At 39.7% G+C, this 20861-nt stretch carries 21 protein-coding genes and 5 tRNA genes; 23 read left to right on the forward strand and 3 right to left on the reverse strand.

Annotation, left to right across the window (positions count from 1 at the left end; genetic code table 11):
• Positions 1 to 7: 7 nt before the first annotated feature.
• The 3 genes from HPE63_RS17035 to HPE63_RS17045 all read right to left on the reverse strand — a co-directional run bounded on the left by HPE63_RS17035 (position 8) and on the right by HPE63_RS17045 (position 2707).
• Entirely contained in the window at positions 8 to 1405 is a 1398-nt protein-coding gene (locus HPE63_RS17035; RefSeq protein ID WP_188315518.1) for an anthranilate synthase component I family protein, read from the reverse strand.
• A gap of 243 nt (positions 1406 to 1648) precedes the next feature.
• Positions 1649 to 2227, reverse strand: a complete 579-nt coding sequence (locus tag HPE63_RS17040; RefSeq protein WP_188315519.1) for a YceI family protein — start codon at positions 2225 to 2227, stop codon at positions 1649 to 1651.
• A gap of 27 nt (positions 2228 to 2254) precedes the next feature.
• Entirely contained in the window at positions 2255 to 2707 is a 453-nt protein-coding gene (locus tag HPE63_RS17045) for a MarR family winged helix-turn-helix transcriptional regulator (protein WP_188315520.1), read from the reverse strand.
• 174 nt (positions 2708 to 2881) lie between these two features.
• On the opposite strand from HPE63_RS17045, the gene HPE63_RS17050 reads away from it, so the two are divergent.
• The 23 genes from HPE63_RS17050 to rpoB all read left to right on the forward strand — a co-directional run bounded on the left by HPE63_RS17050 (position 2882) and on the right by rpoB (position 20822).
• A complete protein-coding gene (locus HPE63_RS17050) occupies positions 2882 to 3193 on the forward strand; it encodes a rhodanese-like domain-containing protein (protein WP_188315521.1) in 312 nt (103 codons plus the stop codon).
• Positions 3194 to 3253: 60 nt separating this feature from the next.
• Entirely contained in the window at positions 3254 to 4537 is a 1284-nt protein-coding gene (locus tag HPE63_RS17055; protein ID WP_188315522.1) for a DUF2851 family protein, read from the forward strand.
• 9 nt (positions 4538 to 4546) lie between these two features.
• Entirely contained in the window at positions 4547 to 4774 is a 228-nt protein-coding gene (locus HPE63_RS18540; protein ID WP_223198206.1) for a PspC domain-containing protein, read from the forward strand.
• Between the two features lie 2 nt (positions 4775 to 4776).
• Positions 4777 to 5781, forward strand: coding sequence for a potassium channel family protein (locus tag HPE63_RS17060; RefSeq protein ID WP_188315523.1), 1005 nt, complete (start codon positions 4777 to 4779; stop codon positions 5779 to 5781).
• A 103-nt stretch (positions 5782 to 5884) separates the two neighbouring features.
• On the forward strand, positions 5885 to 7960 hold the full coding sequence (locus tag HPE63_RS17065; RefSeq protein WP_188315524.1) for an amino acid carrier protein: 2076 nt from the start codon (positions 5885 to 5887) through the stop codon (positions 7958 to 7960).
• A 17-nt stretch (positions 7961 to 7977) separates the two neighbouring features.
• A complete protein-coding gene (locus HPE63_RS17070; protein WP_317172923.1) occupies positions 7978 to 8868 on the forward strand; it encodes a ComEA family DNA-binding protein in 891 nt (296 codons plus the stop codon).
• A 27-nt stretch (positions 8869 to 8895) separates the two neighbouring features.
• Positions 8896 to 10035: an acyl-CoA dehydrogenase family protein gene (locus HPE63_RS17075; RefSeq protein WP_188315545.1), complete on the forward strand. Its 1140-nt coding sequence runs from the start codon at positions 8896 to 8898 to the stop codon at positions 10033 to 10035.
• Positions 10036 to 10104: 69 nt separating this feature from the next.
• A complete protein-coding gene (gene rpsU, locus HPE63_RS17080; RefSeq protein WP_109654682.1) occupies positions 10105 to 10299 on the forward strand; it encodes a 30S ribosomal protein S21 in 195 nt (64 codons plus the stop codon).
• Between the two features lie 92 nt (positions 10300 to 10391).
• Entirely contained in the window at positions 10392 to 11294 is a 903-nt protein-coding gene (locus tag HPE63_RS17085; RefSeq protein ID WP_188315525.1) for a tyrosine-type recombinase/integrase, read from the forward strand.
• Between the two features lie 28 nt (positions 11295 to 11322).
• Positions 11323 to 11625 (forward strand): ribosome hibernation-promoting factor, HPF/YfiA family, encoded by a 303-nt coding sequence (gene hpf / locus HPE63_RS17090; RefSeq protein WP_188315526.1) that lies wholly within the window; start codon positions 11323 to 11325, stop codon positions 11623 to 11625.
• Between the two features lie 101 nt (positions 11626 to 11726).
• Positions 11727 to 11800 (forward strand) — tRNA-Thr (locus HPE63_RS17095).
• Positions 11801 to 11824: 24 nt separating this feature from the next.
• Positions 11825 to 11906 (forward strand) — tRNA-Tyr (locus HPE63_RS17100).
• Positions 11907 to 12045: 139 nt separating this feature from the next.
• Positions 12046 to 12118: transfer RNA gene (locus HPE63_RS17105), tRNA-Gly, on the forward strand.
• A gap of 299 nt (positions 12119 to 12417) precedes the next feature.
• Positions 12418 to 12489 (forward strand) — tRNA-Thr (locus HPE63_RS17110).
• A 54-nt stretch (positions 12490 to 12543) separates the two neighbouring features.
• Entirely contained in the window at positions 12544 to 13731 is a 1188-nt protein-coding gene (tuf, locus tag HPE63_RS17115; protein ID WP_188315527.1) for an elongation factor Tu, read from the forward strand.
• A 68-nt stretch (positions 13732 to 13799) separates the two neighbouring features.
• Positions 13800 to 13872 (forward strand) — tRNA-Trp (locus HPE63_RS17120).
• Between the two features lie 71 nt (positions 13873 to 13943).
• Positions 13944 to 14132 (forward strand): preprotein translocase subunit SecE, encoded by a 189-nt coding sequence (gene secE, locus HPE63_RS17125; RefSeq protein WP_188315528.1) that lies wholly within the window; start codon positions 13944 to 13946, stop codon positions 14130 to 14132.
• Positions 14133 to 14142: 10 nt separating this feature from the next.
• Complete coding sequence (gene nusG, locus HPE63_RS17130) at positions 14143 to 14694, forward strand: transcription termination/antitermination protein NusG (protein WP_188315529.1); 552 nt, start codon at positions 14143 to 14145, stop codon at positions 14692 to 14694.
• 67 nt (positions 14695 to 14761) lie between these two features.
• Positions 14762 to 15199 (forward strand): 50S ribosomal protein L11, encoded by a 438-nt coding sequence (rplK, locus tag HPE63_RS17135; RefSeq protein WP_188315530.1) that lies wholly within the window; start codon positions 14762 to 14764, stop codon positions 15197 to 15199.
• Positions 15200 to 15218: 19 nt separating this feature from the next.
• Positions 15219 to 15908, forward strand: coding sequence for a 50S ribosomal protein L1 (gene rplA / locus HPE63_RS17140; protein ID WP_188315531.1), 690 nt, complete (start codon positions 15219 to 15221; stop codon positions 15906 to 15908).
• Between the two features lie 26 nt (positions 15909 to 15934).
• Positions 15935 to 16453 (forward strand): 50S ribosomal protein L10, encoded by a 519-nt coding sequence (gene rplJ, locus HPE63_RS17145; RefSeq protein WP_188315532.1) that lies wholly within the window; start codon positions 15935 to 15937, stop codon positions 16451 to 16453.
• Between the two features lie 48 nt (positions 16454 to 16501).
• Complete coding sequence (gene rplL / locus HPE63_RS17150) at positions 16502 to 16882, forward strand: 50S ribosomal protein L7/L12 (RefSeq protein ID WP_188315533.1); 381 nt, start codon at positions 16502 to 16504, stop codon at positions 16880 to 16882.
• Positions 16883 to 17012: 130 nt separating this feature from the next.
• Complete coding sequence (gene rpoB, locus HPE63_RS17155; protein WP_188315534.1) at positions 17013 to 20822, forward strand: DNA-directed RNA polymerase subunit beta; 3810 nt, start codon at positions 17013 to 17015, stop codon at positions 20820 to 20822.
• Positions 20823 to 20861 lie beyond the last annotated feature (39 nt).

The raw sequence follows: 20861 nt of genomic DNA on the forward strand, positions 1-20861 counted from the left end.
GGAAATTTTAGATGGTTTCCGCAATTTCCAAGGCTTTGGTCAATGCTCCCAGTTTGTTATAGGTTTCCTGCAATTCGTCTTCGGGATCGGAGGCGGCTACCAAACCAGCTCCAGCTTGATAATGTAATTGATGGTTTTTACTCAAAAAAGTACGAATCATGATGGCATGGTTGAAATTTCCACTAAAATCCATAAAGCCAATGGCACCACCATAATAAGCCCTATTCGTCTTTTCATACTTCTCTATGAGTTGCATCGCCATATGTTTTGGGGCCCCACTCAATGTTCCGGCCGGAAAGGTATCTGCCACGACTTTCATAGTGGTGATATCTTTTTTCTTTTGCCCCGTTACCTTGGATACCAAATGGATGACATGGGAAAAGAACTGTACCTCCCTATAATTATCAACATTTACCAAATTGCCATTTCTACTCAAGTCGTTCCTGGCCAGATCGACCAACATTACATGCTCACTGTTTTCCTTATCATCCTCGGTCAACTTTTTGGCCAACTCGGCGTCCTGTTCATCATTTCCCGTTCTTTTGAAGGTGCCTGCTATAGGATGTATTTCCGCTTTGCCATTATTTACGATCAACTGGGCCTCTGGGGAGCTTCCGAATATTTTGAAATCCCCATAATCAAAGTAAAACAAATATGGGGAAGGGTTTATTGAGCGAAGGGCCCTATACACATTGAATTCGTCCCCTTTGAACCCTTGGGAAAATCTTCTGGAGAGCACCAATTGAAAAACATCCCCCCGTTGGCAATGTTTTTTCGCAAGAGCAACATGCTCTTTATACTCTTCATCTTTCAGATTTGATTTAGGTTTCCCTTCTTTGTTGAAGTTGTACGAAGCGAAGTTCTTTACATTGAGAATATGTTCGATTTCGGCTATATTACTTTCAGATTCATAACAATGGGCAAAGAGATACGCTTCATTTTTGAAATGATTGATAGCGATTATATTCTGATATACCGCATAATAAATATCGGGAATGTCCAAAGTATCATCTTTTTTGTTGATCTGGATGTCCTCGAAATACCGGACTGCATCATAGGCCATATAGCCGAATAAACCGTTGTTTATAAACTTAAATGAATTTTGATCGGCTTGGAATTTTAGACTGAATTCGTGGATGGTTTTTACCACATCGGTGTCAAGATCGATTTTTTTTGATGCAACTTTTCCATCAGGAAATGCCTCCATGATGGTTTCATTTTTAATCTTTATCGAAGCAATTGGGTTGCAGCAGATATAGGAAAAGCTATTGTCGTTGGCGTGATAGTCACTACTTTCCAAAAGAATACTATTCGGGAATCTATCGCGTATTTTTAAATATACGCTTACTGGGGTAATGGTATCCGCAAGGATTTTTTTATAATGCGATTTAAATTGATAGGCCATGATCAAAATTTAAATTAAAAAAGGCTTGTCGTGATAGACAAGCCTTTTGTATGGTTATACTACAATGATGCTTCGCTCACGACGTTTTTCGTAAGGTACTCCACCACCATGTATTTGTTCCTTTATTTTTCACTGGCCCAAATATAGAAATGATTTTTAAAACAACAAACACGTTTTTGGTTAAAAATAATAAGCCCTAGTGGCCGAAAGGCACCTAGGGCTTAGTTTGTGAGGTCAAGTTTATTAAAATACCAAATCTACAACAAGATCGAATTCATCATAGATTGTTTTATCGCCTAAATTATCGAAAAAGCTACCCGAGCCATAACGCACATCGTATTGGGCCCTGTCTATTTTCATAGTTGCGGTCGCTTTGCTACCATATATGGATACATCGAAAGCGACTGGTTTGGTAATACCTTTGATAGTTAGATCGCCTGTTACTTCATAGGAATTTTTACCCGTGGCTTCAACTTTAGTAAACACTAAAGATGATGTTGGATGGTTGGCAACACCAAAGAAATCATCCGATTTCAAATGCCCTTCCAACTTTCCTTTATATTCACCTTCCAAATCTGTACTGATCAATGAGGCCATTTCCACGGTAAAATCCCCTCCAATAAGGTTGCCTTCATCGAACATCAACGACCCACTCTTTAAATTTACGGTACCGGTGTGTGACCCGGTGACCTTATAGGCTTTCCACGTTACCGTACTTTCCTCGGTTTTAACTTCTTTTTTATCTACTTCAATCGGCTCGGTAGCTGTAGCCGAAAAGCCAAATATTACGGCTAAGGTCAATGCAAAAAAATTCTTTTTCATTTGTTTTTACTATTTAATTGTTAATAATCAGGATTGAAATTTATTTAATAAAATGTTTAGTTGCTCCAATTCATTTGTAGAGAATTGCTGCAATAAGTTTGTTTCTGTTTCTGAGACGATCGCGTCCATTTTTGAAAGTTGTTCATTACCTTTTAGCGTAATAAGAATTTCTATCTTTCTTCTATTTGACGGACAGGTATTCCTTTCAACATATTCTTTTAAAATCAGCTTATCAACCAATCGGGTCGTGTTGCTCATCTTGGTAACCATTCTTTCATTAATAGTAGAGAGGTTGGCAGGCTTTCCCTTTTGCCCTCTTAAAATTCGCAGAACATTGAACTGTTGAATGGATACGTCGAAAGGTTTTAATGCTTGGGCCATCTGCTCATTTATTGTATTGGCCACCAACATAAAATGAATAATCGTTCTACGTTCCATAGGTATTTTGCCAACAGTTTTTATACGCTCCTCTACATTCATGTACTTACAATAATTGTATATACAAATATACTAAGTTTGATGAATAATCTATTGTTGAAAAGAATAAATTTTTGTTAAATAAAATTGCCGCCCTATTTTGACACTTGTATTCTGCACGAGAATCTTTCTATGTTATGGAAAAATATTATTTTTGCCCCTTAAAATTTAGATAGAATGGCAGATTTATCCCAAAAGGAATGGGCAGAACAATTAAGAGCTGATGAAAATGCGGTCATCCTGGATGTTCGGACTCCTGCGGAGTTCCAACAAGGCTTCATTCCAGATGCCAGTAATATCGATATTTATCGGGGTCAACAGTTTATGGCGGAATTGGAAAAATTGGACAAATCAAAAAGTTATTACGTCTATTGTAGGTCGGGTGTCAGAAGTAGACAGGCATGCGCCTTAATGAATGGCCTTGGTATTGAAAAAGCCTATAACCTTGAGGGTGGTATTATAGCCTGGCAGGGAGAGGTTGTCCGCTGATCCACCACAAAATTTTGATGAGAAGTCCCACAATTATGAGGGATTTTTTATTTTAGGGGAATGCGGGAAGATTTACTTCATTTTATATGGAAATATAAAAAACTGCAATTGCAGAACTTGGTCACAACGCGTGATGAATCCTTGGTCATTATCGATCCTGGTTCCCATAATCTTCAATCAGGTCCCGATTTTTTCAATGCCAAAATCAACATCGACGGTCAACTTTGGGCCGGTAATGTGGAAGTACATCCTAATGCGTCGGACTGGTATGTCCATCATCATGAAGAGGATGTTGCTTATGATAATGTAATACTCCATGTGGTATGGCACGACGACATCAATGTCTATAGAAAGGACAATTCTTTAATACCCACCCTAGAATTGAAGAGGTATGTTTCAGAAGACCTATTAAAAAGTTACAAGGGTTTATTCGAAAATCGTTCAAATAAATTCATTAATTGCGAAAATGGAATTTCAACAGTCGATAAATTTACTGTTCGCAATTGGTTCGAACGATTATACATTGAACGTTTAGAGCAAAAATCCGAATTGGTCAATACGCTTTTGAAAAGTTCGAATAATGACTGGGAGAAGGTTTTGTTCATGCTCCTTCTCAAGAATTTTGGATTGAACATAAATGGTGCGTCCTTTTTAACCATAGCGCATGCCTTGGATTATTCAATCGTAAGAAAGTTACGAAATGACCATTTTCAACTGGAAAGTGTTTTCTTCGGTTTAGCTGGTTTGCTTGATTATAATAAAATAAAGGATCCCTATTTTGATTCGTTAAAAAAGGAATATGCCTATTTGCGGAAAAAATTCGATCTCACCCAAGAAAGCGTGCAACGACCCGAATTTTTCAAGCTTCGACCCACTAACTTCCCTACCATAAGACTTTCGCAAATCGCCGCGCTATACGAAGAACATGAAAACCTTTTTCAAAAAGTAATCAAAGCCCCAGGTCTGGATGACTTGTACGCTATTTTCGACATATCGGCAAGTCGGTATTGGGATATTCATTTTACGTTTGGGAAAGAATCAAAAAAGAGCCCGAAAAAATTGACCAAGCCATTCATCGACCTCCTCCTTATCAATACAATTCTACCTTTAAAGTTTTGTTATGCCCATCACAAGGGCACCGATGGTATTGTAGGGATTTTTTCCATAATAGAAAGAATAAAAAAAGAGGATAATAGTATTTTGAATAAATTCAAAGCAATTGGAGTACAAGTGAAAACGGCGGGTGATACCCAGGCAATTTTACAACTCTATAATGAATATTGTTCAAAAAATAAATGTTTACAATGTGCTATTGGTAGTAGTTTATTACATGGAAATATTTAAATTTAGTCTATGAACGTGTTCTATCAACTTTTATACTATCTTCAAAAAAGGGGATTTGAAGTTTGCAGGCGTATCGCGGAAAGGATGGGTATTCGGGCCAGGGTGGTTAGAACATCGTTCATTTACCTTACATTCGTAACCTTGGGGTTTGGGTTTGCTTTATACCTATTTTTGGCCTTTTGGTTGAAAATAAAGGATTTGGTGCATACCAAAAGGACCTCAGTTTTTGACCTCTAATTATGATTCGACTTTTTCGTTCCAAAATGTATTTGGCCATCAGTTTGATTGTGGTTGTTTTGGCAACTGGAATTATCGGATATAGGGTATTATCCAATTTATCATGGTTAGATGCCTTTTATATGACCGTTATTACGGTTACCACAGTGGGTTTTTCCGAAGTTGGTCCATTAAGCGTTGAGGCAAAGATATTTACGGTGTTTTTAATAATTTCGAGTGTATTCATATTTGCATTCGCCATCTCGGTTGTAACGGAATATATCTTAAGTAGAAATTCCTTGGATGTCTTAAAAAAGAAAAAAGTAAAAACCATGATCAATAAGTTAACCAACCATGTAATCATATGTGGTTTTGGACGAAACGGCAAACAGGCTGCCATAAGGTTGGAAGCCTATAAAAGACCTTTCGTTGTAGTGGAAAATGATAAGGAAGTTATCGAAAAATTTGGGGATACCATTCTATTTGTCGAAGGGGATGCCAATGAAGATGAAGTATTGTTGGAAGCTGGTATAAAGCAGGCAAAATATATTATAACCACCTTGCCAGATGATGCGGCTAACCTCTTTGTGGTATTATCCGCAAGGCAAATGAACAAATCACTGAATATAATTAGCCGGGCCTCGCTGGTTACCTCTCAGAAGAAGCTGAAATTGGCGGGAGCCAATCAAGTGATAATGCCCGATAAGATCGGCGGAGACCATATGGCTTCCCTAGTGGTCATGCCCGACCTGATTTCTTTTATGGACGAATTGTCCTTGGAAGGAGAGCATACGACCAATCTAGAGGAAGTGGCCATTGAGGATTTTGCCGAAGAAGTAGAGCACAAATCGCTTCGAGATCTTGATTTAAGGCGGAAAACTGGGTGTACCATTATCGGTTATATCGCTCCTGACGGTAAATACACTATTAATCCGGAAGCCGATATGCAATTACAACCCAAGAGTAAGGTCATCGTCCTGGGTAGGCCTGAGCAAATCCGTAAATTAAACGAAATGTTTCACATTTAATATTCTTTCTTTCTTCCCAATATTTGATTGGGTTGTTTTTTTTTAGGATATTGTCGGTCATTTGGGCCTATTACCAACTAATATTAACCACTACATTTTTAATATGAAGAAGTATCTCCTTCCCTTTTTAATGCTCTTTGGCATTATGACATTTTCCCAAGATCTTGTGGTTACCGGTAAGGCCATTAATCCATCAGATGATATTAACGATGGGGCCATAGAATTGGAAGTTGATGGAGGAACTGAACCGTATACCTATAAATGGAGCAATCAAGGTACTTCTTTACACTCTAAAATGGCCAGTGGCTTAGTAGAAGGAGTCCCATATACGGTAACCGTAATCGATGCCAATGGACAATCGGAAACTAAGGTATTCACCGTAAAGACCCAATCTATTACCGAAGTTTTTAACGGAACTATGACCCCAGCTGTAAGTGCCTTGGGATCGGTTCTATTTTGGGATCCCTTTGCGGCCATAGGTATATATGACCCAGTCGCCTATGCCGATCAGAAAATGATACCTGTCCCAGATTGGTCACCTGATGTAAATGATAGATTCGTTTTAAAACAATGGTTGAAACCCAATGGGTCAAAAGTTAAAAAAGGAGACCAAATAGCCGTAATTTCTAACAACAAGGGAACCGATGAAACCGTTTTGGCCTCTGCAACCGGCAAACTCCACTATTTGGTAGAGGAAGGAAAAGTAATTTACAATTCTGAGAATCAAGAGCATGTAATAGAGCAGGGTGCCCATTATTTAGCGAGTATAAAATATGACGAACCTATGGTCATGACCCATCCCAATGGGGATCCCATTACCAAGGACATTCCATTTATCGTAATGTGGCTGGTATTAGGGGCATTATTTTTTACCATTCGAATGGGCTTTATAAATATAAAAGGGTTTCGACATTCCATAGATTTGGCCAAGGGTAAATACGATGATCCTAACGCCCCCGGGCAAGTAACCCACTTTCAAGCTTTGGCCACAGCCGTTTCAGGCACAGTTGGTTTGGGCAATATTGCCGGAGTGGCAGTGGCGGTATCGCTTGGAGGGGCCGGAGCCACTTTTTGGATGATAGTCTGTGGTTTGTTAGGAATGTCCTCAAAATTTGTGGAGTGCACACTTGGCGTTAAATACAGGGACATTCTTCCCGATGGAAGGGTTTTTGGAGGTCCGATGAATTATCTCCGTTATGGACTTGAGAAAAGAAATATGAAGGGACTTGGCAAAGTACTTGCCGGGTTATTTGCGGTACTTGCTGTTGGCGCCTCCTTTGGCGGTGGAAATATGTTCCAGGCCAATCAATCATTTGAGCAATTGGCAGGGCAGTTTCCTGTACTGGCAGGTAACGGATTTTGGTTTGGGATTATCACGGCCATTCTCGTAGGCGTTGTCATAATTGGTGGTATTAGCAGTATTGCCAAGGTAACTGGTAAAATCGTTCCCATAATGGCATCGATTTATATCGTTGCGGCTTTAGTAGTGATCGGAATGAACATCGAGAATATTGGACCAGCTTTTTCTGCTATTTTTGAAGGTGCTTTCAATCCCGGAGCCCTTAAGGGAGGTATCATAGGGGTTCTGGTCATTGGCTTTCAAAGGGCGGCATTCTCCAATGAAGCCGGAGTTGGTTCCGCGGCAATTGCGCATAGCACGGCAAAGACCAATAATCCGCCATCTGAAGGCTTTGTTGCCCTACTCGAACCATTTATCGACACAGTAGTGGTATGTACCTTAACTGCCTTGGTGCTCATCTTTACTGGAATGCACGAAGTAGAGGGTATGGCAGGAGCGCAATTGACCTCCGACGCTTTTGCAAGTCAAATTTCTTGGTTTCCCTACGTTCTTGCCTTAGCTGTATTCTTGTTTGCATTTTCTACAATGATTTCCTGGTCGTATTATGGTATGCGCGCATGGACCTATCTATTTGGAAAAAGCAGAAAATCGGAAATGGTCTATAAAATGTTTTTCTTGGTTTTTGTTGTGGTAGGAGCATCAGTTAGTTTAGGGGCGGTATTGGATTTTTCGGATATGATGATCTTAGCGATGTCATTTCCTAATATAATTGGTCTATATATCATGTCTGGTGAAGTAAAAACCGATTTGAACGAATATTGGAAGAAATTAAAAAACAACCAATTGTTCAAAAAACAAAAGTTGGCCAAACAAAATTAATTCCATCGGTTGGTTTAATGATGAAAAATTTAAAATCCCACTTTAAGTTTTCTAAACAGGAGCGTAGTGGGATTTTCTTTTTGCTTTTTATCATTATTGGATTACAAACGGTATTTTATGTGGTGAAATCCACTTCGACCAGCCTAGAAGGAAGGCTATCGATAGATAAAGAAATCCAAGCAAGGATAGATTCACTAAGACAAGGAAGGTCTAAACACGATTCAATACCATTATTTCCCTTCAACCCTAATTATATTACTGATTATAAAGGATATGCCTTGGGAATGTCTTTGGAAGAAATCGATAGGTTGCATGCCTATCGAAAAAAAAATTTATTTGTAAACAGTCCAGAGGAATTTCAGAAAGTAACCCAAGTATCAGACTCATTCCTGAACCATATCTCGCCTTATTTCAAATTTCCTAATTGGGTCAAAAATAAATCTCCGGATAGGTCCAGGTCCCAAGCTCTTGAATCTGACGATTATCCTCGTAAAAAAGGGGAATCGAATCAAATCAAGGATCTTAATAAAGCAACAGCGAATGAATTAAGGTCGATTTACGGTATCGGGGATAAATTATCAATGAGAATCATAAAATTCAGGGACCGGTTAGGGGGTTTTTTGGTAGACGATCAATTGTACGATGTATATGGCTTGGAACCCGAAGTGGTTCAGAGAACCCTTGAAAAGTTCAAAGTGATGAACCCGCCACAGATTGAGAAGATAAACATTAATACGGCTTCGGAATTAGAGATATCCAAACTGATTTATATATCGAATACTTTGGCAACAAAAATTGTGGATTATAGGAAAAACAACGGAGCTTTCACCTCCTTTGGCGAATTAAATGAAATTGAAGGTTTCCCAGCATCGAAGATCGATAGAATTAAATTATATTTGGCCCTATAAAAAATTGCTCGAATGTTTAAAGATACGATGTGTTTTGATTACTCAGAAACCCAAGAGCATGTTGCTTCGGCTGCCAAGAAGTTTGCGGAACAACATATTCGGCCCCATATTATGGAATGGGATGAAGCCCAATTTTTCCCGGTTGATCTTTTTAAAAAAGCCGGCGAAATGGGATTTATGGGTATTTTGGTCCCAGAGGAATATGGAGGCTCTGGTCTAGGATACCACGAGTATATTGCCATTTTAGAGGAAATCTCCAAGGTAGACCCATCTATTGGGTTATCGATAGCAGCCCACAATTCACTATGCACTAATCATATTTTGACTTTTGGCAATAAAACCCAAAAGGAACGATGGATTCCAAAATTGGCGACTGGTGAGTGGATCGGTGCCTGGGGATTGACCGAGCATAATACCGGATCTGACGCTGGGGGTATGAGTACTACAGCAGTACAGGAGGGTAATGAATGGGTTTTGAATGGCGCTAAAAATTTTATAACCCATGGCATCAGCGGGGATATATCCGTAGTAATTGCCAGAACTGGGGAAAAGGGTGATAGCCACGGAATGACTGCCTTTGTCATTGAAAAAGGTACTCAAGGTTTTTCCAGTGGTAAGAAGGAGAATAAATTAGGCATGCGAGCTAGTGAAACAGCAGAACTGATATTCAATAATTGTAGAATTCCAGATGCCAATAGACTGGGCGATGTAGGCGATGGTTTCATTCAAAGTATGAAGGTGTTGGATGGAGGTAGGGTATCTATAGGCGCATTGTCTTTAGGTATTTCAAAGGGAGCCTATGAGGCGGCATTACAATATTCAAAGGAAAGGGTACAGTTTGGTAAACCCATAAACCAATTTCAAGCTATATCTTTTAAATTGGCCGATATGGCAACAGAGATCGAGGCATCCGAGTTGCTACTGCATAAAGCTGCATTTCTTAAGAATGAAGGTCGAAAAATGACTAAATTAAGTGCGATGTCCAAAATGTATGCTTCCGAGGTTTGTGTTAAAATTGCCAACGAGGCCGTTCAGGTACATGGTGGTTATGGTTACACCAAGGACTTCCCAGTTGAGAAGTTTTACAGAGATGCCAAACTTTGCACCATTGGGGAAGGTACTACCGAAATCCAAAAAGTGGTCATCTCAAAAAATATTTTAAAATAGTTGCCCGCTATTCCATTAATTCATTTTATATTTGCACCCCTAATCATAAAAGAAAGGAGGTTGTAGCCCATGTTAATAATACCGATAAAAGAAGGAGAAAACATAGACAGAGCTTTAAAACGTTTTAAACGAAAGTTCGATAAGACAGGCACCATGCGTCAATTGCGTAAACGTCAGCAATTCACGAAACCTTCCGTTCAAAGGCGAGCTCAAATACAAAAAGCACAATACATTCAAGGTTTAAGGGATCAAGAAGAAATCTAAGACCTTATATGGCAGTGTACAATTATTGATAAAAATCCCATCGAAAGATGGGATTTTTTTATTTTAACTAATTGCTTTGCTAACTTTGTGGTATGTCGATACCCAAGTTTATTTCTTATTTACGTCTGGAAAAGAATTACTCGGAACATACCTTAAAAGCATATGGGAACGATATTCAATCGTTTGTTGATTTTTGTTCCGTTGATTATGGTTTTGAAGATATCGATAAGGTTGAATATTCAATAATAAGAAGTTGGATAGTTGCCCTAGTAAATACTCGGATATCGAATAGGTCCATAAATAGAAAAATAGCTTCCTTGAAGGCCTATTATAAGTTTCTACAACAAATAGGCAGGATTAAAGTTAATCCCCTTGCTAAACATAAAGCCCTAAAAACATCGAAAAAAATCGAAGTGCCATTTTCAGAGGAAGAGATGCAACGTGTATTATCACAAATACCTTTTGCCGATGATTTTGAAGGAAGGCGCGATAAGTTGATTATCGAATTGCTCTATACAACAGGGATAAGAAGATCGGAATTGATCAATCTCAAAATGGGCGATGTTAAACTTGCCGAAAGATCAATTAAGGTATTGGGTAAACGAAACAAGGAACGTATAGTACCATTGCTGCTGCCTACGGTTGAACTGTTCATGTCCTATTTGCCGTGCCGAAATCGATTGGAATGCATAAGGGACAAGGAGTTCATTTTTCTTACCGGTTCTGGCAATAAAATATACGAAACCCTTGTTTATAGAATTATAAATGGGTATTTTAGTATGGTATCCTCCAAGGTCAAAAGAAGCCCTCATATATTGAGACATACCTTTGCAACCCATTTACTCAACAAGGGGGCGGATTTAAATTCAGTAAAAGAGTTGCTGGGCCATTCAAGTCTAGCTTCGACACAAGTTTATACACACAATAGTATTGCTGAACTTAAAAAAATACATACATCGGCCCACCCAAGGGGTAAAAAATCGCAAGGGCCATAAAATCGTTTAACATTTTAAATTTTAGCCTATGAAAGTAAATGCGCAATCAGTTAATTTCAATGCAGACCGAAAGTTGTTGGATTTTGTCCAGAATCGCTTGGATAAATTAGAAACTTTCTATGATAAAGTTATAAGTGCGGATATTTATTTGAAAGTTGAGAATACCAGCTCAAAAGAAAATAAGATTGTGGATATTAGACTAAATGTACCCAAGGATAGATTCATTGTCAGAAAGCAATGTAAATCTTTTGAGGAAGCAATCGATTCGGCCTGTAGTTCCTTGGAAAGGAAACTCAAAAAAATAAAGGAAATGCAACGCGAAAAGGTGTAATGAAAATTTTCCCAAATTTATTTTGTTTAAACAAATAAATATATACATTTGCAGTCCGTTAGAAATAGCGGACTTTTTTATGCGTAAAAAAGTGTTGATAGGCCGATGTAGCTCAGCTGGCTAGAGCAGCTGATTTGTAATCAGCAGGTCGTGGGTTCGAGTCCCTCTATCGGCTCAAAAGTTCTTTAAAAAAAGTATCGGGGAGATACTCAAGCGGCCAACGAGGGCAGACTGTAAATCTGCTGACTATGTCTTCGCAGGTTCGAATCCTGCTCTCCCCACTAAAGTGTGTGGAATGCAGATGCTCCCGGAACGTCGGGGCTGCTCTTCCCATCATGATTGGAAATAGCAAATTCCATAAAACTAATGCCAGCAAACTGGGATTGGGATGTGGAGGTCGAAAATTGGAATATAAAAAATGCGGGAGTAGCTCAGTTGGTAGAGCGTCAGCCTTCCAAGCTGAATGTCGCCGGTTCGAACCCGGTCTCCCGCTCAAAGAATTTTCTTGACATCGAGAATTTGGTTCAGATAGAGCAGTTCAAGGTGTTGTGAGATTAGGTTGAGAAACCTGTTCCGAGCAGGGTCGAGGTAAACCTAGGCTCCTGCCATAGGTATCAAAAGAACAGGTTCTTTTGATGTGATCTTGAGTAGTAAGGAAAAGTTTGTATCGTTTCTGGGCAAGTTCTAATGAGCTCGGTCCAATACTCAAAAACCATGGGTTAACGTTTGTTGTAATTTCGATGTTGTTTTGGTTTGTCAAGAAACATGTAGCATCAACCTAGAACCCAACAAGCCGACGTAGCTCAGGGGTAGAGCGTTTCCTTGGTAAGGAAGAGGTCACGGGTTCAATTCCCGTCGTTGGCTCATTTAAAGCATAAATTGTACACTAATATATAACTAAGATTAAAATTATTAAATATGGCAAAGGCAACATTTGATCGTTCCAAACCGCACTTAAATATCGGTACCATTGGACACGTAGATCACGGTAAAACTACATTGACTGCCGCTATTACTACAGTATTGGCTAACGCAGGATTATCTGAGGTGAGAAGTTTCGATTCTATCGACAACGCTCCTGAAGAAAAAGAAAGAGGGATCACCATCAACACGGCCCATGTTGAATACTCTACGGCGAAACGCCATTATGCACACGTTGATTGTCCTGGTCACGCGGATTACGTGAAGAACATGGTAACAGGTGCTGCCCAAATGGATGGCGCCATATTGGTGGTTGCTGCAACAGATGGCCCAATGCCACAAACTCGTGAGCACATACTTTTAGGTCGCCAGGTAGGTATTCCTAGAATTGTTGTTTTCATGAACAAAGTAGACATGGTCGATGACGAGGAATTAATAGAGCTTGTTGAAATGGAAGTAAGGGAATTGCTTTCTTTTTATGAGTATGATGGTGACAACGGCCCTGTAATCGCTGGTTCTGCGCTTGGTGCTTTGAACGGTGAGCAAAAATGGGTTGATACCGTAATGGAATTAATGAATGCTGTCGATGAGTGGATAGAGTTGCCAAAAAGGGATATAGAGAAAGATTTCTTAATGCCAGTCGAAGATGTATTTACGATTACAGGTCGTGGTACTGTTGCAACAGGGCGTATCGAAACAGGAGTTGCCAATACTGGTGATCCAGTTGATATTATCGGTATGGGTGCTGAAAAGTTGACTTCAACAATTACAGGGGTTGAAATGTTCCGTAAGATTTTGGACAGAGGTGAAGCTGGTGATAACGTTGGTATCTTATTAAGAGGTATTGAAAAAGCACAGATAAGCAGAGGTATGGTTATATGTAAGCCAGGTTCTGTTAAGCCACATGCTAAATTCGAGGCTGAGGTTTACATCCTTAAGAAAGAAGAAGGTGGCCGTCATACGCCATTTCATAATAACTACCGTCCACAATTCTACGTAAGAACTACAGATGTTACCGGTAACATTAGTCTTCCAAGTGGTGTTGAAATGGTAATGCCTGGAGATAACCTTACTATTACTGTTGATTTGATTCAGCCAATCGCATTGAGCGTAGGTTTACGTTTCGCTATCCGTGAAGGTGGTAGAACAGTGGGTGCTGGTCAGGTAACCAAGATTTTAGATTAAAATCATAAAATACTAGGTTGTATATAAGGTGTCCCGCAATTGCGGGATACCTTTCAATGTAAATATAAACGGGTGTAGCTCAGTTGGTAGAGCACTGGTCTCCAAAACCAGGTGTCGGGAGTTCGAGTCTCTCCTCCCGTGCAAAAATGGAATAGAAATACCCCAAGATTTACAAAGGCATTTTTGCCTGTTTAATTAAAAGAGTTTAGCAAATGTTGACGTATATAAAGGAATCAGTTGAGGAGTTAAGGAACAATGTTACCTTGCCTTCAAAGTCGGAATCGTCGAACTTAATGGTGGTGGTTGCAGTATTTTCTATCTTATTTGCGTTGGCCACTTGGGGCGTTGATACGGTCTTCAGTAAATTGATCAAACTTTATTTCACCAACGTTTTAAATTAAGTTAAGCCTTATGTCAGAAGTATTGGAAAAAAAATGGTATGTGGTAAGGGCAGTCAGTGGTCAAGAGAATAAAATCAAAGGCTACATAGAAAGTGAGGTCGCAAGGCTAGGGTTTTCCGATTACTTAGAAGAAGTTTTGGTACCTACAGAAAAAGTAGTCCAAATCAGAAATGGAAAGAAAATAAATAAAGAAAGGGTCTATTTTCCAGGTTATATAATGATCAAGGCCAATTTGGGCGGGGAAATGATTCATATTATTCGTTCAATAACCAACGTAATCGGTTTTTTAGGTGAAACAAAAGGGGGAGATCCGGTGCCATTGCGAAAATCGGAAGTTAACCGCATGTTAGGTAAGGTAGATGAATTGGCCGTTAACACCGATAGCGTAGCCATACCTTTCGTTCACGGAGAAACGGTCAAGGTTATAGATGGACCTTTCAATGGTTTTAACGGTACAGTTGAGAAAATCAATGAAGAAAAAAGAAAGCTTGAGGTAATGGTTAAGATTTTCGGAAGAAAGACACCGTTAGAGTTAAGCTATATGCAGGTTGAAAAAGTATAATAATAGTGTTACATATATAAAAGTTGTGTTGCTTCCTAAAGACACACTTTAAATTTAATTTTAAACAATGGCAAAAGAAGTAGGTAAAGTAGTTAAACTACAAGTTAGGGGAGGTGCAGCGAATCCATCGCCACCGGTTGGACCCGCCTTAGGTGCTGCCGGCGTTAACATCATGGAATTCTGTAAGCAGTTCAATGCTCGTACGCAGGATAAACCTGGAAAGGTTCTACCAGTTGTTATCACGGTATATAAAGATAAGTCGTTCGACTTTATCGTAAAGACACCGCCAGCGGCAGTTCAACTTTTGGAAGCAGCTAAGATTAAGAAAGGATCTGGCGAACCTAACAGGGTAAAACTAGGTAGCGTAACCTGGGACCAAATCAAGGCAATTGCTGAAGATAAAATGGTCGACCTCAATGCATTTACCGTAGAATCGGCAATGAGTATGGTAGCCGGTACAGCGCGTTCAATGGGTATGAAGGTTTCAGGTAAACGACCTTTTTAAAATCTTAAAAAGCAATTAAATGGCAAAGTTAACAAAGAAGCAAAAAGAGGCCCATGCTAAAATTGATAAAGAAAAATTATATTCAATTACAGAGGGATCAGCTTTAATAAAAGAGATAACCAATACAAAATTCGATGCATCCATTGATTTGGCCGTGCGTTTGGGGGTAGATCCAAGAAAAGCGAACCAAATGGTTCGTGGGGTGGTTACACTTCCACATGGTACAGGTAAGGATGTAAAGGTTTTGGCTTTGGTAACCCCAGACAAAGAAGCGGAGGCTACAGAAGCCGGTGCAGATTATGTTGGGTTAGACGAGTATTTGGAAAAAATCAAAAACGGTTGGACGGATGTTGATGTGATAATCACCATGCCGAGCGTTATGGGTAAACTAGGGCCTTTAGGTCGGGTTTTAGGACCAAGGGGTTTAATGCCCAATCCAAAAACAGGAACGGTTACAATGGATGTGGCCAAGGCGGTATCTGAGGTAAAGGCTGGTAAAATCGATTTCAAGGTAGATAAGACGGGAATTGTTCATGCTGCAATAGGAAAGGCATCTTTCCCTGTAGATAAGATTGCCGGTAATGCTAAGGAATTATTGGAAACCTTGAACAAATTGAAACCGTCCGCGTCCAAAGGTGTTTATATGAAAAGTATCTTCATGTCCAGTACCATGAGCCCCAGTGTTCAATTAGATCCAAAAACAGTTTAAGTAACTGGTAGTTCAAAATTTTAATTATGACAAGAGAAGAAAAATTAAACGTTATAGAAGATTTAACTGCTCAGTTAGCCGAAAATTCAACTATTTATTTAGCTGATATTTCAGGGTTGGACGCGACCACGACTTCAAATTTACGAAGAGCGTGTTTCAAGGCCAATATTAAACTTGCAGTAGTTAAGAACACACTCCTTGCCAAAGCAATGGAAGCTTCCGAAAAAGATTTCGGCGAACTTCCTGTTGTTTTAAAAGGAAATACATCATTGATGTTTTCAGAGGTAGGAAACGGTCCGGCAAAACTTATCAAGACTTTTAGAAAAAAAACAGATAAGCCTTTGTTGAAAGGTGCTTTCGTTGAGGAAGCCGTATTTATTGGTGATGACAAATTGGATACTTTGGTAAGTATAAAATCCAAAGAGGAAATGATCGGGGAAATTATTGGCTTGTTGCAATCACCAGCCAAGAATGTTATCTCTGGTCTTAAATCCGGTGGGGGAAAACTCGCAGGTATCCTTAAGACATTATCAGAAAGGGAATAGTACGCACTTAAATAATTATATTTTAAAATTTTATTAAACGATAGAAAAATGGCAGATTTAAAAGATTTCGCAGAACAATTGGTTAACTTGACCGTAAAAGAGGTTAATGAGTTGGCCGATATATTAAAAGATGAGTATGGCATCGAGCCTGCAGCTGCTGCAGTGGCTGTTGCCGCTGGTGGCGGAGCCGCTGAAAGTGGTGAGGCTGTTGAGGAAAAAACAGAATTCGATGTAATTTTAAAAGCCGCTGGTGCCTCTAAATTGGCAGTTGTAAAATTGGTTAAGGAATTGACTGGTTTAGGTTTGAAAGATGCAAAGGATATTGTTGATAGCGCACCTAAGGCCGTTAAGGAAGGTATCGCTAAAGACGAAGCTGAAGGTATTAAAAAATCATTGGAAGAAGCAGGAGCAGAAGTTGAGCTTAAATAGTCGCTACTACCATAACAGTTTGGGTTTAGGTCTTACCGCTATTTGTGGTTAGACCTAAGCCTTTTTATGCATTAAGTATATGAAGTCATATACGACCCATTAGTATTCACGATCAAAATTTTGTCCATAGATGTTCACAAATCAGACTGAGAGAATAAATTTTGCATCCGCTAAGAACACACCGGAATATCCGGATTTCTTGGACATTCAGATTAAATCATTTCAAGATTTTTTTCAACTTGAAACAAAATCTGACGAAAGGGGCACTGAAGGTTTATACAATACCTTCATGGAAAACTTTCCAATAACAGATACAAGAAACCAATTTGTGTTGGAATTTCTCGATTATTTCATAGATCCACCAAGATATTCGATTCAAGAATGTATTGAGCGTGGGCTAACCTATAGCGTGCCATTAAAAGCTAGATTAAAATTATATTGTACAGATCCGGAACATGAAGATTTTGAGACAATCGTACAAGATGTGTATTTGGGTACGATTCCTTATATGACCCCAAGTGGTACATTTGTCATTAATGGCGCAGAGCGTGTCGTTGTTTCACAATTACATCGTTCTCCCGGTGTATTTTTCGGACAATCATTCCATGCCAATGGTACAAAATTGTACTCCGCAAGGGTAATTCCTTTCAAAGGATCTTGGATTGAATTTGCTACCGATATCAATGGTGTTATGTATGCCTATATCGATAGAAAGAAAAAATTACCTGTAACCACATTGTTCAGGGCAATAGGATTTGAGAGTGACAAGGATATCCTTGAAATATTCGATCTTTCCGAGGAGGTAAAAGTTTCAAAAGCCGGATTAAAAAAGGTCCTAGGCCGTAAATTGGCCGCAAGGGTATTGAACACCTGGCATGAAGATTTCGTGGATGAAGATACGGGTGAGGTTGTATCCATTGAAAGAAATGAGATTATACTAGATCGTGATACGGTTTTGGAAAAGGATCATATCGAAGAGATTTTGGAAACGGATGTGAAGACCATTCTTTTGCACAAAGAGAATAACGCACAATCGGATTATGCAATCATCCACAATACTTTACAAAAAGACCCTACAAACTCTGAGAAAGAGGCTGTAGAACATATATATCGCCAATTGCGTAACGCTGAACCGCCCGATGAGGAAACGGCTCGTGGCATTATCGACAAACTGTTCTTCTCCGATCAACGATACAACTTAGGTGAAGTAGGCCGTTATAGAATGAACAAGAAATTAGGGTTGGATATTGGTATGGACAAGCAAGTCTTGACCAAGGAAGATATCATAACCATCATCAAATATTTAATCGAGCTGATCAACTCCAAAGCTGAGATCGATGATATCGACCACCTTTCGAACCGTCGTGTTCGAACAGTGGGCGAGCAATTGTCATCACAATTTGGTGTGGGTCTTGCCCGTATGGCGAGAACCATTCGTGAGCGTATGAACGTTCGTGATAACGAGGTCTTTACACCGATAGATTTGATTAATGCCAAGACCTTGTCTTCGGTAATCAATTCATTTTTTGGTACGAACCAGTTGTCGCAGTTCATGGACCAGACCAACCCACTGGCCGAGATAACGCACAAGCGTAGACTATCGGCACTTGGGCCAGGCGGACTTTCAAGAGAAAGGGCCGGTTTCGAGGTTCGTGATGTTCATTATACACACTACGGGAGATTATGTCCTATCGAAACACCGGAAGGACCAAATATTGGTTTAATTTCTTCTCTTGCTGTTTTTGCGAAAGTGAATCCTATGGGCTTCTTGGAAACTCCTTACCGTAAGGTAAATGATTCCAAGGTAGATGTAAATGATCATATCTATCTAAGTGCCGAGGAGGAGGAAGGTATGAAAATTGCCCAAGCGAATATTCCGCTTAAGGGGAATGGTACTATTGATTCTGATAAAGTAATTGCTAGGGAAGAAGGTGATTTCCCAGTGGTAGATCCTAAAGAGGTAAACTATACTGATGTTGCCCCAAACCAGATAGCCTCGATTTCAGCTTCCTTGATTCCTTTCTTGGAACATGATGATGCGAACCGTGCCTTGATGGGATCCAACATGATGCGGCAAGCGGTACCTTTATTAAAACCACAATCACCTATAGTAGGAACTGGACTGGAAAGACAAGTTGCTTCTGATTCCAGGGTATTGATCAACGCCGAAGGCGATGGGGTCATCGAGTATGTCGATGCGCAAAAAATCACCATAAAGTACAATCGATCCGATACAGAAAGATTGATCAGCTTCGATGAGGATGAAAAATCCTATAATTTGGTGAAATTCAGAAAAACCAACCAAGGCACGAGTATCAACCTGAAACCGATTGTTAAGAAAGGTGATAAAGTCAATAAGGGACAAGTGTTATGTGAAGGATATGCCACTGAAAAAGGGGAGCTTGCACTTGGTAGAAACCTCACCGTGGCCTTTATGCCTTGGAAAGGGTATAACTTTGAGGATGCCATCGTAATTTCTGAAAAAGTGGTGCGGGAAGATATATTTACATCAATACATGTTGATGAATATGCTTTGGAGGTTAGGGACACCAAATTAGGCGCAGAGGAATTGACACATGATATTCCCAATGTTTCTGAAGAGGCTACCAAGGACCTTGACGAAAACGGCATGATTCGTATAGGCGCTGAAGTTAAACCTGGGGATATCCTTATAGGTAAGATTACCCCAAAAGGGGAATCAGATCCAACACCTGAGGAAAAATTACTTCGTGCCATCTTTGGCGATAAGGCGGGTGATGTTAAGGATGCGTCCTTGAAAGCTTCTCCATCGCTTAGAGGTGTTGTGATTGACAAGAAATTGTTTTCAAGATCTATCAAAGATAAGCGTAAGCGTTCCGAGGATAAGGAAGCGATTTCTAACCTGGAAATGGAGTACGAGGTAAAATTCCAACAGCTAAAGGATGTATTGGTTGAAAAACTATTCACCTTGATCAATGGTAAGACATCACAAGGCGTATTGAACGATTTGGGAGAGGAAGTCCTTCCAAAAGGCAAGAAATACACCATGAAGATGTTGAATTCCGTTGATGATTTTGCGCATCTTGTAGCCGGTACTTGGACGACCGACAAGGATACCAATGTTTTGGTGGCTGACCTATTGCACAACTATAAGATTAAGCTTAATGACCTTCAAGGGAACTTGAGAAGGGATAAATTCACGATTTCTGTTGGTGATGAATTACCAGCGGGGATTATGAAATTGGCCAAAGTATATATAGCCAAGAAGCGTAAACTAAAAGTAGGTGATAAAATGGCCGGGCGACACGGTAATAAGGGTATTGTCTCTAGAATCGTACGTCAGGAAGATATGCCATTCTTGGAAGACGGTACTCCAGTAGATATTGTATTGAATCCACTAGGTGTACCATCGCGTATGAACATTGGTCAGATTTATGAAACTGTTCTTGGATGGGCAGGACTTAAATTAGGTAAAAAGTATGCTACACCAATATTTGATGGAGCTACTTTAGACGAGATCAATGCCTATACCGATGAAGCTGGGATACCAAGGTACGGCCACACTTATCTATATGACGGTGGTACTGGGCAAAGGTTCGATCAGCCGGCAACTGTCGGGGTAATCTACATGTTGAAATTAGGTCATATGGTAGATGATAAGATGCACGCCCGTTCTATAGGACCATATTCTTTAATTACACAACAACCTCTTGGTGGTAAGGCACAATTTGGTGGACAGCGTTTTGGAGAGATGGAAGTTTGGGCATTGGAAGCCTATGGGGCATCAGCAACATTACGTGAAATACTCACAGTGAAGTCCGATGATGTAATCGGTAGGGCTAAAACCTATGAGTCGATCGTTAAGGGAGAGACCATGCCAGAACCTGGATTGCCAGAATCTTTCAACGTACTCATGCACGAACTTAAAGGTTTAGGTTTGGATATCAGATTGGAAGAATAGTTTTAGAACACACATTATAATTTAGTAGCATAGTACATT

Source organism: Maribacter arenosus, assembly GCF_014610845.1.
Taxonomy (GTDB): domain Bacteria; phylum Bacteroidota; class Bacteroidia; order Flavobacteriales; family Flavobacteriaceae; genus Maribacter_A; species Maribacter_A arenosus.

Coding starts and splice junctions, on each gene's coding strand:
- HPE63_RS17035 (WP_188315518.1), bottom strand. CDS start 1,405: ATGGCCTATCAATTTAAATCGCATTATAAAAAAATCCTTGCGGATACC.
- HPE63_RS17040 (WP_188315519.1), bottom strand. CDS start 2,227: ATGAAAAAGAATTTTTTTGCATTGACCTTAGCCGTAATATTTGGCTTT.
- HPE63_RS17045 (WP_188315520.1), bottom strand. CDS start 2,707: ATGAATGTAGAGGAGCGTATAAAAACTGTTGGCAAAATACCTATGGAA.
- HPE63_RS17050 (WP_188315521.1), top strand. CDS start 2,882: ATGGCAGATTTATCCCAAAAGGAATGGGCAGAACAATTAAGAGCTGAT.
- HPE63_RS17055 (WP_188315522.1), top strand. CDS start 3,254: ATGCGGGAAGATTTACTTCATTTTATATGGAAATATAAAAAACTGCAA.
- HPE63_RS18540 (WP_223198206.1), top strand. CDS start 4,547: ATGAACGTGTTCTATCAACTTTTATACTATCTTCAAAAAAGGGGATTT.
- HPE63_RS17060 (WP_188315523.1), top strand. CDS start 4,777: ATGATTCGACTTTTTCGTTCCAAAATGTATTTGGCCATCAGTTTGATT.
- HPE63_RS17065 (WP_188315524.1), top strand. CDS start 5,885: ATGAAGAAGTATCTCCTTCCCTTTTTAATGCTCTTTGGCATTATGACA.
- HPE63_RS17070 (WP_317172923.1), top strand. CDS start 7,978: ATGATGAAAAATTTAAAATCCCACTTTAAGTTTTCTAAACAGGAGCGT.
- HPE63_RS17075 (WP_188315545.1), top strand. CDS start 8,896: ATGTGTTTTGATTACTCAGAAACCCAAGAGCATGTTGCTTCGGCTGCC.
- rpsU (WP_109654682.1), top strand. CDS start 10,105: ATGTTAATAATACCGATAAAAGAAGGAGAAAACATAGACAGAGCTTTA.
- HPE63_RS17085 (WP_188315525.1), top strand. CDS start 10,392: ATGTCGATACCCAAGTTTATTTCTTATTTACGTCTGGAAAAGAATTAC.
- hpf (WP_188315526.1), top strand. CDS start 11,323: ATGAAAGTAAATGCGCAATCAGTTAATTTCAATGCAGACCGAAAGTTG.
- tuf (WP_188315527.1), top strand. CDS start 12,544: ATGGCAAAGGCAACATTTGATCGTTCCAAACCGCACTTAAATATCGGT.
- secE (WP_188315528.1), top strand. CDS start 13,944: ATGTTGACGTATATAAAGGAATCAGTTGAGGAGTTAAGGAACAATGTT.
- nusG (WP_188315529.1), top strand. CDS start 14,143: ATGTCAGAAGTATTGGAAAAAAAATGGTATGTGGTAAGGGCAGTCAGT.
- rplK (WP_188315530.1), top strand. CDS start 14,762: ATGGCAAAAGAAGTAGGTAAAGTAGTTAAACTACAAGTTAGGGGAGGT.
- rplA (WP_188315531.1), top strand. CDS start 15,219: ATGGCAAAGTTAACAAAGAAGCAAAAAGAGGCCCATGCTAAAATTGAT.
- rplJ (WP_188315532.1), top strand. CDS start 15,935: ATGACAAGAGAAGAAAAATTAAACGTTATAGAAGATTTAACTGCTCAG.
- rplL (WP_188315533.1), top strand. CDS start 16,502: ATGGCAGATTTAAAAGATTTCGCAGAACAATTGGTTAACTTGACCGTA.
- rpoB (WP_188315534.1), top strand. CDS start 17,013: ATGTTCACAAATCAGACTGAGAGAATAAATTTTGCATCCGCTAAGAAC.